We start from the raw sequence: 12018 nt of genomic DNA on the forward strand, positions 1-12018 counted from the left end.
CCGTGCTTTTTGTTGCACGGGACCCATGGGTGCAACCGGCACCCGGCTTTCCCTGCGCCCTCTATTCGATGGGAGGGTGGAAAGTGACGCAAACCTCGGGCGCAAAGCGTCGCGAGAACGCGAACTCACATCCCCACGCTGTTTGACATTTGAATCAGAACCCATCCCCGTCATTGCGAGCGTAGCGAAGCAATCCATCGCGCCACTTGCGGAGGCATGAATTGCTTCGCTTCGCTCGCAATGACGAGGAAAGAGTGGTGCGCTAAAATGCGGATCTGTAGGGTGGGCAAAGCGACTACATACACCACTGCTCAAACCAGCACAGGCGGAAGCGTGCCCACCATTCACGATCGCGGACGTGGAGAGATGGTGGGCACGCTACGCTTTTCCCACCCTACAATTGCTACGCAATCACCAGATCGCAATACGCATAACTATCGCGTTGCACCCATTCGCCTGTGGTGACTGCGATCCGGTGCGAGAACATCGGGCCTGCGACCACGCAGGTATGAAACTCGCCGTTCTCGCCGCATGGATCGACGCCATCGGCCGTGGCATCAGTCGAACAGCCCACGCGGCTGGGCCGATTGCGCCGGCCGTGCGCGCCTGCGCTGCTTCTGGGGCGGCGGTGCTGCCGCCGACGGTGCTGCGGGCAACGCGCCGATCCGACGCAGCGCCGCTTCCGCCGCCCGCTCGCCGCTCTCCCAGGCGCCGTCGACCGTGCCCCACAAGGTGTCATGCGTGGCTTCGCCGGCGAAATACATGCAGCCGACCGGATCGATCAGCGCTCTTCGTGCGGCCTGCCCGCCCGGCGCGGCCACCGACATCGCGCCCAGTATATAGGGCGAAGCGTTCCAGCGCGTCGCGCTCGACTTCTTGATCCCGGCCACCGCATCACTGCCGAACAGCTTCTTCAGCCATTCCGTCGCAAACGCGACCATCGCCTGCTCGCCGTCTGCCGAGAGATCGCGGCCGAACGAGCCCGCGACGTCGATGGTGCACAGGGATGAACCGCCAATATTGGCATAGAGCAGCGCGGTGCGCATCGAATTGCTCTGCTCGATCAGGACATCGTCGCGCGCAAGCCCCAGCGGATTGCCGGGCAACTGCAGCGCGATGCGGTCGTAGCTGCCGAGGCCGAGCTTTGCGACCGCATCGACCACGCGCTTGGGAAGTTCGGAATCGAACTTGAGCTTGCCGGCCGCGAGCACGTTGGTCGACACCGTGATGATCGCGGCGCGCGCGAGGACCTTGCCCGAGGGCGTGTTCACCTCGACGTCGCGGTTGCTGTAGGAGATGCGGGTGGCGGGCGTCGACAATGCCACCGGCAACTGCGCGCCGAGCTTCGCAATCAGCGTGCCGAGCCCCTGCCGGCTGGCGATTGCGTTATCGCGATCCTGCGCCCGCGCCTTGTCGACGACCGAGACCTCCTTGAGGTCCTTGCCGGTGAAACTGGCGCCGAGCACGAACTCCGCCGTGCCGGCCCAATCGCCGAGCTCCTTTGGCAGCACCGAGGCACAGGACACGTCGCTCCTGCGCGCGGCATCGTCGATCGCGCGATTGGCGCGCACCAGCGCGGCCAGGAATTCCTCGGTCTCGCCGGGACGCGCATTGCGGCGGCCGATCCGGATCTTCTCGCCCGATGGCGCGGGCATCAGCTCGAGCCCCGCGGTCCGCGCGAGGCGGATCATCGGATTGGTCTCGGGATTGTGCGCCCAGCGCGCGCCGCGATCGAACGGGACCTCGAAGGTCGAGCTGTCGGTCTGGCAACGGCCGCCGATCTGGCTCGACGCTTCCAGCACGATCACCTTGCGGCCCGCCGCCAGTACTCGCCGCGCCGCAGCAATGCCGGCAGCGCCCGCGCCGATGACCACGATGTCGGCATCGCGCGCCGGCGGCGCGGCTCCAGCGGGGCCGGCAAGGAGCGGAGTGGCGGCAATGCCTGCGGACGCCGACAAGAAGTTGCGGCGGGTGATCGTCATATCATGGTTTCCGCAGGCTTGAAGCAAATGGGAACAGTCCGCGAACCTTGCCGCATCTCATGCGGCGCAGCAACCATCATGGTGAATCAATCATGATTGATCGGCTGCGTCGATGAACTAAATTGCAACCGCTCGCGACCATGATAAGGAACCAAAAAGCGGAAGGGCAAGCCGCGCAGGGGGAAACATTTATGGGCGTCATGCTCGACACGATCGGCAAAGTGATCGCGGGCTACCTGGAGAAGGAAATCCCGGGGTACGAGCCGTTCACGCCGAGCGATCCGGAGCATCTGCGCGGCGTGATCCAGCCTGGCGATGTCCTGCTGGTCGAAGGCAACAACCGCATTTCCGGCATCATCAAATACCTCACGCAATCGACCTGGTCGCATGCCGCGCTCTATGTCGGTCCGGTCGACGGTGCCCGCGAGCCTGACGGCGAGCCGCATGTGCTGATCGAGGCCAATATCGGCGAAGGCGTGACCGCCGCGCCGCTGTCGAAATATTTCCCCTATCATACCCGCCTCTGTCGCCCGGTCGGCCTGTCCTACGAGGACCGCGAGACGGTGTGCCGCTACGCCATCAACCGGATCGGCTTCGGCTACGACACCAAGAACATCGTCGACCTCGCGCGCTATCTGTTCCCGCTGCCGGTGCCGCAGCGCTGGCGACGGCGGATGATCGCGCTCGGCTCGGGCGATCCCACCAAGATCATCTGCTCGGCACTGATCGCACAGGCCTTCGATGCCGTGCGCTATCCCATCTTGCCCAGGATCACGCGCACCTCGAGCCGCAGAGCGCGGCGCGAGATCCTGCATATCCGTGACTCCTCGCTCTACATGCCGCGCGACTTCGACATCTCGCCCTATTTCGAAGTCGTCAAACCCACCATCGTGCACGGCTTCGACTACACCGCCCTGCACTGGGCCGACAAGCAGAAGCCGCTCGAGGAGGTGGCGGGCGAATTCAGTGTGTTTCACGAAAAGTCGCCGCCGCTTGTTCCTGAAACGCCTGACCAGGAAACGCCGCTTCCGGTGGCGACTGAAGATGCGGAAGTGAAGGCGCCGGAGCTCGCGGCCTGATTTCGCTAAAAGCGCGCAGCCAGTGTCAGGCGGACCGCGAGCGGTTCGGCCGGGTGGATGTGGCGGTCGGTGACGCCATCGATCGGCTCGCCCGGCAGGCGCGACAGATAGTAATATTCGATCTGGTTGGTGTTGGCATTGAAGAGGTTGAGCACGTCGAGCTGCAACCGCATGCCATTGTCGAACTGATAGCCGGCGCGAGCGTTGAAGATCAGCGAGGATTGCGAGCGCACGCTGTCATCCTCGATCAGCGGGCGCGGCCCGAAATAGCGCGCGGTCAGGGCGCCAAACCAACCGGTCTCACGGCCGAATGTCACGGCGCCGCTGGCGATCCAGGCCGGCGCGCCCGGAATGAAATTGCCGACCGGGTCGAAATCGGTGAAGCGGGCGCGGGTATAGGCGAGATCGACATCGAGGCGCATCCACGGCAACGGCCTGTACTGATTGGTCCACTCGATGCCGACGCGCCGGCTCGGACGGCTCGCCTCGGTGGTGCCGGCGTCGCCGACGAACAGGAGTTCGGAATCGAAGTCGAGCACGAACACCGCAAGCGAGCTGGTCAGGCCTTCGATCGCCTTGGTGCGGATTCCAACCTCGGCGCCCTTGGAGCGAACCAGCAGCGGCACGCGATCGAGCGGCGTCACCTTGTCGGTGGGATCAACGGTGATCGTCGCGCCGCGGATGTCGTTCGAGTGCAGGCCGTAGCCGGCATTGCCGTAGAATTCGGTCTTGTACCACGGGCCCAGCACGATGCCGGCCTTTGGGCTGGTCATTGCGGCCTGCGCGTTGCCGGAATTTTGCGGCGTGTCGCTGAAGACGTGGCCCGCAAAGAAATCCTCGCGGATGCCGACCGTGGTACGCAGCCAGTCGGTCCAGCGCGCGGTGGTGTCAGCCCACAGGCCGACGTTCCCCTCTTGCACGCGGTCCTGGCGCACGGTCGAGAGCGCCTCGCGCTGGAAGGTCTTGGACAGGCCGACCTCGATATCGTCGCCACGCGTCTGCAGCCCGACGCGGGTCTGGGTCTCGACGCCGGCGACGCGCGCATCGAAGGCATGAGAGGCGTTGAAGCCATAGACGGTGCGGCGATCGAGCTGGCTGAACTGGTCGCCGTTGATAGGATCGTCGAGGAAATAGGTGAAGTTGTTGAACAGTCGCAGCGACGAGCGGATCACATAGGCATTCGCCCGGGTCTGGCCGTAGTCGCCGGACTGCGCCCAATTGCCGGACAGGCTGAAGCGGCTCGAGGTGCCGCCGTCGGTCGGATCGAGCGAGCCGAACCGACCGATCAAACCCTGGTCGATCGCGCGCTGCGCCACCTGGTCGGTCGAGGTCCAACCGTTGGAATAGGCCATCGCCGACAATGTGAAGCCATCGGTCGCGGTGCCCTGGCTGTAGCGGAGCACGCCGCTCGCCTTGCGCACATTATCAGGCACGTCCCATGGGCCGTCATATTTGTTGGCCACGATCGCGCCGAGCAGGGTGCCCTCGCCCACCGCCGTCGAGCCCGCCGCCAGCGCGCGCTGATAGCCGAAACTGCCGAAAGTCACCTGCGCGATGCTCTTCCGCAGCCGGTTGACATAGTCGATGTCGACACTGCCGGCGGAGGAGAAGTCTCCAGCGTCGGCGTAGTACGGACCTTTGCGGACGTTGATCGAGCCGATCAGTTCCGGGATCAGGAAATTGATGTCGGCATAGCCCTGGCCGTGGCCATGGGTCGGCATGTTGACGGGCATGCCGTCGACTTTGATCGCAAGATCGGTGCCGTGGTCGAGATTGAAGCCACGCAGGAAATATTGGTTGGCTTTGCCCTCGCCGGAATGCTGGGTGACGATCAGACCGGGCACCACTTCCAGGACCTCGCCGACGCGCGACACCGGCAGCGCATTGACCTCCTCGCCGCTGATGCGCGTCTCGCTCGCGGCCGTCGGCAGAAGATTGGGCGCATCCGACTGCCCTGAACCGGAGGTGACGCCATTCGCCGCGGATGCAGGTTGGGTTGACCGGGCTACCGACGTGCGTCGGCCGCTCCGCGGACGGCGCGACTGTTCGGCCCGCTTGATCCGCTTCGGCGGCGCCACCTCCGGCGACGTCACCGTGACCGGTGGAAGTTGATTGGCGGACCCGGCGACAGACATTTGCGCCTGCGCCGTCGACGTAACAATGGCAAGGGAGGCGGCGGGAAGAATCCGCCAGACAAGTTCACGCAACGCCCATGCTCCCGCACGGCAACCTGCTACAATCCGCAGGCAACCGCACCAATTCGACTTCAACCCGACCCTGCGAGGCTAACAAGCCGAGTATGACGTTACAACCAGAACATCATACTGACGCGCCCGCAGCACCAATCGGAAATTTCTGATGCAACGGATCACCATCACCATCGAGGACGACCTGCTGGACGAGATCGATGCCGCGGCAAAAGCGCGCGGCTACCAGAACCGCTCGGAAATCATCCGCGATCTCGCCCGCGCGGGCTTGCAACAGAGTGCGGAGGACGCGGCATCTTCAGGGCAATGTGTGGCAGCGCTGGTGTACGTCTACGACCACGCCGCGCGCGACCTTTCAAAGCGGCTGGTGCAGAACTTCCATGGGCACCACGACCTGTCGCTGGCGACGCTGCATGTCCATCTCGACGACGATAGCTGCATGGAAGTGACCGCGCTGAAGGGAGCCGCCGGCGACGTCCGCCATCTCGCCGACCACGTCATCGCCGAACGCGGCGTGCGCTATGGCCGGGTCGTCATGATCCCGACCGCACCGGACAAGAAGCCGCGCAAGCATGGGCACCGGCACGATTGAGGGCGGCCGTCCGGCTCTTGCCGAAACCTTTCGCCATGTCTACCTCTCGCGGGGGCTTTTGGGAGAGGTGAACCCACCATGTTAGATGCCGCCGTCAAGGCGCTCACGCAAATCCTGTCGCCGCCGATGCGCTCGATCCTGTGGCGCTCGGTCGGCGTGGCGCTGGTATTGGTGACGGTGCTCGCGATCGGATTGCAGCGGCTCTTGAGCTGGTTTGCCGACTATGGCGAGGTCTGGGCCGAGGGCCTGCTCGGCCCCAACTTCCACTCCACGCTCAACGTGCTCTCCTGGATCGTCTCGATCGCCGCCGGTCTCGGCGTGGTGCTCGGCGGCATCTTCCTGATGCCCGCGATCACCTCGCTGGTGGCGAGCCTCTTCGTCGACGAGGTCGCCGACCATGTCGAGCGTGAACACTATCCGGCGGAACAGCCCGGCGTCGCGCTGCCATTCAACCTTGCCATGACCGAGGGCATCAAGACCGCGCTGCTGACCATCCTGGTCTATCTGATCGCGCTGCCCTTCGTGTTCTTCGCCGGTGCCGGCTTCCTGATTTTCTTCTTCGCCACCGCGTGGCTGTTGGGGCGCGAATATTTCGAGCTCGCGGCGATGCGGTTCCGGCCGCCGGCGGAGGCCAAGGCGATGCGCCGCGACAATGCGGCAACCATATTCACCGCCGGCCTGATCATCGCCGCCTTCGTGTCTATACCGATCGTCAACCTGGCGACGCCGCTGTTCGGCATGGCCTTCATGGTCCACATGCACAAGCGCCTGTCGGGTCCGAGGCCGGAATTGCTCGAGCCGCGGCGGCAGGGAATGTCAGTACGTTGATCGGTGGCTGTTTGTTTAAGCATGATCTCCGCGCAAACGCTTCGCGTTTGTCGCGAGGGAAAACCGGTTCCCACTTTTCCGGATCATGCTTCAGGCCACCGACATTCCGCACTTGCGCATCACCATCTTGGCAAAGCCGAACGGCTCCGGCGTAAACGGTCCCGGCGGCGCGCGGGTGATCAGGGCGACGAAGAACAGCGCCGTCATCGCGAGCCAGAAGCACAGCCAGAAGCCGTCGATATAAGCGAGCACATTGGCCTCGCGCTGCACCAGCGCCGCCAGCGTTCCCACCGCGCGCGCTTGGGCGAGGCCCACGCCGTGAGCGGCGAATTGATCGGCGAGCTGCTTGAGCATGCGCATGACATTGACATCGCCATTGGCGACGTGTTGCCCGATATAGTTGGAATGGATCTGCTCGCGGACCCGCAGCCAGGTGCCCATCAGCGCCACGCCGATCTCGGCACCGCCAAGCCGCATGATCTGGATATAGGCGGCGAACGCCGTGGCGCGGCTCGGATCGGAATTGGACAGCGCCATGATGATGATCGGCAGCAGCGTCAGCGACTGCCCGATCGATTGCAGCAGAACGATGCCGACAAAATCCCCCCGCGCCCAGTCGTGGGTCAATTGCGTGCCCCAGAGATTGGCGGCGGCGAAGGCCGAGAATCCCAGGACGACCACGGTGCGCGGATCGAAATGCCTGAGCAGATAGATCGAGATCGGCACCAGCACGAACATCGGCAGCGCGCCATAAGTCAGCAGCAAAACGCCGCTCTGCTCCGGCCGCATCAAGCCGATGGTCGTCAGGAAGTTCGGCACCAGCGATGAATTGGACAGGCCGGTGAGGGTGTAAAGCAGGATGACGACCAGCGAGAGCCCGACATTGCGCGAGAACAGCACGTTCACATGCGCCCAAGGCTGCCGCACCATGGCCTCGTTGATCAGGAAGACGACGAACAGCGCAGCGCCGCTAAGCAGCAGCGCCATCACCGTGCCGGACTCGAGCCAGTCGAGCCGATTGCCCTGGTCGAGACCGGCATAGATCATCGAGACGGAGCTGCCGAGCAGAAGCATGCCGCCCCAGTCCGCATCGCGAAGCAGGTTCTTGTTGACGGGTTCACTGGGCGTGCCGAGATAGACCATCAGCGCCATCAGCGGCGCGATGACGACGCCCTGCCAATAGACCCACTGCCAGCCGAGATGATCGACATAGAAGCCGACCAGCGAGGTCGAGGTATCGAGCGCGAAGCCGACGCGGATCGAATAGATCGATATCGCCGGAATCCACCAGCGGATCGGCAGATTCCGGAACACGATCATCAGCGTCGCGGGCACGAAAGTGCCGAGCAACAGGCCATGCACGATGCTGAGCCCGATCAGCGTGGGGTAATGGTCGACGAACGGGATGATCAGCGACACCCCGGCATAGACGAGGCTCGGGATGCCCAACACACGGCGCAGGCCGAACACCGTGGCAAGCCAGGCGACTGCCGGCGCGATGAAGATCTGCGAGCCGATTCCTGCGGTCGAAATCCAGGCGCCCTCGTCGAAACCGAGCGAGAAGGCCCCGCGCAGGTCCGGCAGGCCAACCGTGGTCAGCCGGCTGTCGACATTAGCAAGGAACGCGCCGAGCAGCACCGCGGCGACTGCAAACAGCGGCTGCCGCGCAATGCCGCCCTGCGAGACCGGTCCGCGGCCGGCGTCGTCATTTGCCGCCATTCGTCTCCTCATCGCCGGTATTGATCCTTGTGATCACGGACATGCCGGGCAATAGGCGCGAGAGCAGCGGTTGGTTTTCGTCGAACCGGATGCGGACCGGGATACGCTGCACGACTTTGGTGAAATTGCCGGTGGCGTTATCCGGCGGCAATAGCGCGAATTGCGAGCCGCTGGCCGGCGCAATGCGCTCGACGCGACCGCGCAATTTCTCGCGCGAGAAACTGTCGACGGTGATCTCGACGGGTTGGCCCGGCCGCACCCGTGTGAGCTGGGTTTCCTTGTAGTTGGCGATCACATAGACGTTTGGCAGCGGCACGACATTGATCAGGTTGGTGCCGATATTGACGTAGTCGCCCGGCTGCACCTGCCGCTCACCGACAACGCCATCGAACGGCGCCACGATTTTGGTGTAGCCGAGCTTGAGCTTCGCGGCGGCGAGCTGCGCCTTGGCGGCATCGAGATCGGCGGCGCGCTGCTTCTTGGTGCCCTGCAGCACTTCGAGCTGATGGCGCTGCGCAGCAACCACGGCGCGGCTCGCGCGCACATCGGCTTGCGCCTTTGCATAGGCGGCCGTTGCCTGTTCGAGCCTCTGCCGCGTGCCTGCGTCGGTTTGCGACAGCGATTGCTGGCGCTCCTGCTCCTGGCGCGCCTCGACCTCCAGCGCTGCCGCAGATACTTGCGCGGCTTCGGCCTGCGCGATCGTCGCATATTGCAGTTCGACCTGGTTGTTCAGATTGTCGAGCGCGGCCTGCGCGGCGGCGACGCCGGCTTCAGCCTGCGCGACCTGCGCCTGGTAATCGGCGGGATCGATCTGCACCAGGAGGTCGCCGGCCTTGACGTGCTGGAAATCCTTCACCGCCACCGTCAACACCTCACCGGCGACGCGGCTGCTCAGCCGTGTCAGCTCAGCGCGGACATAGGCATCGTTGGTGGTCTGGATCGTGGCGGCGCCGACCCATTCGTCCCAGCGCAGCGTCGCCAACGCAATGAAGGCGAAGGCGGCGAGCACGGCGAATACGGGAATGGCCAGCCGGCCCAACGTACCAGATGGTGCAGCCGACGGCTTCGGCGGAGGAGCCGTCGGGGCCGGAGCCGGTGCAGGCGCAATCCTGTTCAGCGGTGCCGGGGTGATTCGGTTCTGCTCACTCAAGATACATTCCCCAGGTCATCGTTCTCACGCAACTACCGAGACAGCGGCCGGCCGACGGCAGCCATCATCGCTCAGACCGTCTTTTCCGGCCACCGGCAAAGATCGTTGATCAGGCATACCTCGCAGCGCGGTTTGCGAGCGAGACAGGTGTAGCGGCCGTGCAGGATAAGCCAGTGATGTGCATGCAGCATGAACTCGGCCGGAATCACTTTCTCCAACCCGAGCTCGACTTCGAGCGGCGTCTTGCCCGGCGCAAGCCCGGTGCGATTGGCGACACGGAACACGTGGGTATCGACCGCCAGAGTATGTTCGCCATAGGCCATGTTGAGCACAACATTGGCGGTCTTGCGGCCGGCACCGGGCAGCGACTCGATCTCGGCGCGGGTGCGCGGCACCTGGCCGCCGAAATCCGCAATCAGCTTCTCGGATAGCGCGATGACGTTCTTGGCCTTGGTGCGATAGAGGCCGATGGTCCTGATGTAGTCGCGCAGCTTCTCCTCGCCGAGCGCGAGCATTTTCTGCGGCGTGTCGGCGACGGCAAACAGCGCGCGCGTCGCCTTGTTGACGCCGGCATCGGTCGCCTGCGCCGAGAGCACGACGGCAACCAGCAGCGTATACGGGTTGAGATGCTCGAGCTCTCCCTTCGGCTCCGGATTGGCCTTGCGGAACCGCTCGAATGCTTCGCGCACGTCGGCCGGGGTCCAGGGCTTCGGCGCTTTAAGGGATTTCTTTGCCGCGCGAGCGGGCGGCCTGGCCACCGGCTTCTTTGCCGACTTTTTCGGCGACGATCGAACGGTGGGTTTCCTGGCGCGTTGAGCGCGGATGATTTTGGCCATGATCGGCATATACTGGTAGGCCATGAGCGCAAGCAACGACTTTGACCCAACGCTTGAACCGGAGCTGTTCTCGGCGCTGCTGACGCCGCACCGCTCGCTCAACCGCACCGGTTTCATCGTGCTGATGAGCATCGTCAGCGTGGTCAGTTTTGCCGCCGGCGCCGTGTTCTGGTGGATCGGCGCCTGGCCGGTGCTCGGCTTCTTCGGTCTCGACGTGCTGGTCATCTATTGGGCCTTCCGCGTCAATTTCCGCACGGCCCAGGCCTGCGAGGAAATCACAGTGACGCCATCGGAATTGCGGGTGCGCCGAGTCAGCCACCGCGGCCATGTCGCGGAATGGGTGCTCAATCCGCTCTGGGTGCAGTTCGAGCAGCAGGTCGACGCCGAGTTCGGCATCGAGCGGCTCTACCTGGTTTCTAGGGGACGCCGCGTCGACATCGGCAGCTTCCTGGGTCCGGACGAAAAAGCTAGCTTTGCCAAAGCCTTAATTGCCGCGCTGAATGCCGCCAAGCGCGGGCCGATCTATAATCCGATCCATTGAGGGTTGTCGGAAAACGGGTGGTTGAACAGCCGCATGCGCCCTAAATCAGCCTCCATGATGACACTCGCGATCCATGACCAGCGTCTGGCCAAGCAGGGCCTCGAGAGCGCTGCGCTGCGCGACTATGATTCGGTACGGCGCGCGATCGCCTTCATCTCGGAGCGCTGGCGCGCGCAGCCGACGATCGAGGCGGTGGCGGATGCCGCCGGCGTGACGCCGGACGAGTTGCACCACCTGTTCCGTCGCTGGGCCGGGCTCACGCCAAAGGCGTTCATGCAGGCGCTCACCCTCGACCATGCCAAGAACCTGTTGCGCGATTCCGCGAGCGTGCTCGATGCCGCGCTCGATTCGGGACTCTCGGGCCCCGGCCGGTTGCACGATCTCTTCGTCACCCACGAAGCGATGTCGCCGGGCGAATGGAAGATTGGCGGCGCAGGCATGACGCTGAGCTACGGCTTCCACCCCTCGCCATTCGGAACCGCGATCGTGATCGCCACCAGCCGCGGTCTGGCCGGTCTCGCCTTCGCCGATCCTGGGGACGAGGCGACGGCATTTGCCGACCTGCGCCGGCGCTGGCCGAACGCAACCTATGTGGAGGATGCCGAAGGCACGGCTCCAATTGCGCAGCGCGTCTTCGACACCAAACTGTGGCGGCCGGACCAGCCGCTGCGCGTGGTCCTGATCGGCACCGATTTCGAGGTGCGGGTGTGGGAGACGCTGCTGAGGATCCCGATGGGGCGCGCGGTGTCCTATTCCGACATCGCCTGCAAGATCAACAGCCCGAAGGCCTCGCGCGCCGTCGGCGCCGCAGTCGGTCGCAACCCTGTGTCGTTCGTGGTGCCCTGCCATCGCGCGCTCGGCAAGAGCGGCGCGCTCACCGGCTATCATTGGGGCATCACCCGCAAGCAGGCGATGCTCGGCTGGGAAGCCGGGCAGTTGGGATTGAATTAGTGAGCAATCCCGGTGGGCAAAGGCGCGTAGCGCCGTGCCCACCATCCGCACTCGGCTCGTGATGGTGGGCACGCTGCGCTTTGCCCACCCTCATATGGGGCTTTGTGAGTCAAGGCTCTCAACGAACGGGTGT

The 12018-nt window shown here is 64.4% G+C and carries 11 protein-coding genes; 5 read left to right on the plus strand and 6 right to left on the minus strand.

The window, feature by feature from the left end:
- Window positions 1-403: 403 nt before the first annotated feature.
- Complete coding sequence (locus OZ411_RS41435) at window positions 404-574, minus strand: hypothetical protein (RefSeq protein ID WP_282532569.1); 171 nt, start codon at window positions 572-574, stop codon at window positions 404-406.
- Window positions 558-1982, minus strand: coding sequence for an NAD(P)/FAD-dependent oxidoreductase (locus OZ411_RS41440; protein ID WP_282532570.1), 1425 nt, complete (start codon window positions 1980-1982; stop codon window positions 558-560). The genes OZ411_RS41435 and OZ411_RS41440 overlap by 17 nt, the downstream gene beginning before the upstream one ends.
- A 191-nt stretch (window positions 1983-2173) precedes the next feature.
- Between OZ411_RS41440 and OZ411_RS41445 the strand changes: the two genes are divergently transcribed.
- Window positions 2174-3061 (plus strand): YiiX/YebB-like N1pC/P60 family cysteine hydrolase, encoded by an 888-nt coding sequence (locus tag OZ411_RS41445; RefSeq protein ID WP_282532571.1) that lies wholly within the window; start codon window positions 2174-2176, stop codon window positions 3059-3061.
- Window positions 3062-3066: 5 nt separating this feature from the next.
- Here OZ411_RS41445 and OZ411_RS41450 read toward each other — a convergent pair whose 3' ends face one another.
- Window positions 3067-5196 carry a TonB-dependent receptor gene (locus OZ411_RS41450; protein ID WP_282532572.1) on the minus strand — a complete coding sequence of 710 codons (2130 nt, stop codon included), beginning with the start codon at window positions 5194-5196 and terminating at the stop codon, window positions 3067-3069.
- A 223-nt stretch (window positions 5197-5419) separates the two neighbouring features.
- Here OZ411_RS41450 and nikR point away from each other — a divergent pair, with 223 nt between their 5' ends.
- Together nikR and OZ411_RS41460 are read left to right on the plus strand one after the other, a co-directional pair.
- Window positions 5420-5860 (plus strand): nickel-responsive transcriptional regulator NikR, encoded by a 441-nt coding sequence (gene nikR / locus OZ411_RS41455; protein ID WP_282532573.1) that lies wholly within the window; start codon window positions 5420-5422, stop codon window positions 5858-5860.
- 78 nt (window positions 5861-5938) lie between these two features.
- Entirely contained in the window at window positions 5939-6688 is a 750-nt protein-coding gene (locus tag OZ411_RS41460; RefSeq protein WP_282532574.1) for a sulfate transporter family protein, read from the plus strand.
- A 90-nt stretch (window positions 6689-6778) separates the two neighbouring features.
- Here the strand turns inward: OZ411_RS41460 and OZ411_RS41465 are convergent, their stop codons facing one another.
- The 3 genes from OZ411_RS41465 to nth all read right to left on the minus strand — a co-directional run bounded on the left by OZ411_RS41465 (window position 6779) and on the right by nth (window position 10393).
- Window positions 6779-8407, minus strand: coding sequence for an MFS transporter (locus OZ411_RS41465; RefSeq protein WP_282532575.1), 1629 nt, complete (start codon window positions 8405-8407; stop codon window positions 6779-6781).
- Window positions 8394-9557: an HlyD family secretion protein gene (locus OZ411_RS41470; RefSeq protein WP_282532576.1), complete on the minus strand. Its 1164-nt coding sequence runs from the start codon at window positions 9555-9557 to the stop codon at window positions 8394-8396. Before OZ411_RS41470 ends, OZ411_RS41465 begins: the two co-directional genes overlap by 14 nt.
- A gap of 71 nt (window positions 9558-9628) precedes the next feature.
- On the minus strand, window positions 9629-10393 hold the full coding sequence (gene nth / locus OZ411_RS41475; RefSeq protein ID WP_282532578.1) for an endonuclease III: 765 nt from the start codon (window positions 10391-10393) through the stop codon (window positions 9629-9631).
- Window positions 10394-10415: 22 nt separating this feature from the next.
- Between nth and OZ411_RS41480 the strand changes: the two genes are divergently transcribed.
- Both OZ411_RS41480 and OZ411_RS41485 read left to right on the plus strand, forming a co-directional pair.
- Entirely contained in the window at window positions 10416-10934 is a 519-nt protein-coding gene (locus tag OZ411_RS41480) for a DUF2244 domain-containing protein (RefSeq protein ID WP_282532577.1), read from the plus strand.
- Window positions 10935-10988: 54 nt separating this feature from the next.
- Window positions 10989-11885: a bifunctional helix-turn-helix domain-containing protein/methylated-DNA--[protein]-cysteine S-methyltransferase gene (locus OZ411_RS41485; RefSeq protein ID WP_130578019.1), complete on the plus strand. Its 897-nt coding sequence runs from the start codon at window positions 10989-10991 to the stop codon at window positions 11883-11885.
- Window positions 11886-12018 lie beyond the last annotated feature (133 nt).

It is taken from the genome of Bradyrhizobium sp. Arg237L (assembly GCF_029990105.1).
Classification (GTDB): Bacteria; Pseudomonadota; Alphaproteobacteria; order Rhizobiales; family Xanthobacteraceae; genus Bradyrhizobium.

Bases quoted from the DNA above. Each gene is read 5' to 3' on its own strand.
- OZ411_RS41440 (WP_282532570.1), bottom strand. From the start codon at position 1,982: ATGACGATCACCCGCCGCAACTTCTTGTCGGCGTCCGCAGGCATTGCC.
- OZ411_RS41445 (WP_282532571.1), top strand. From the start codon at position 2,174: ATGGGCGTCATGCTCGACACGATCGGCAAAGTGATCGCGGGCTACCTG.
- OZ411_RS41450 (WP_282532572.1), bottom strand. From the start codon at position 5,196: ATGTCTGTCGCCGGGTCCGCCAATCAACTTCCACCGGTCACGGTGACG.
- nikR (WP_282532573.1), top strand. From the start codon at position 5,420: ATGCAACGGATCACCATCACCATCGAGGACGACCTGCTGGACGAGATC.
- OZ411_RS41460 (WP_282532574.1), top strand. From the start codon at position 5,939: ATGTTAGATGCCGCCGTCAAGGCGCTCACGCAAATCCTGTCGCCGCCG.
- OZ411_RS41465 (WP_282532575.1), bottom strand. From the start codon at position 8,407: ATGGCGGCAAATGACGACGCCGGCCGCGGACCGGTCTCGCAGGGCGGC.
- nth (WP_282532578.1), bottom strand. From the start codon at position 10,393: ATGGCCAAAATCATCCGCGCTCAACGCGCCAGGAAACCCACCGTTCGA.
- OZ411_RS41480 (WP_282532577.1), top strand. From the start codon at position 10,416: ATGAGCGCAAGCAACGACTTTGACCCAACGCTTGAACCGGAGCTGTTC.
- OZ411_RS41485 (WP_130578019.1), top strand. From the start codon at position 10,989: ATGATGACACTCGCGATCCATGACCAGCGTCTGGCCAAGCAGGGCCTC.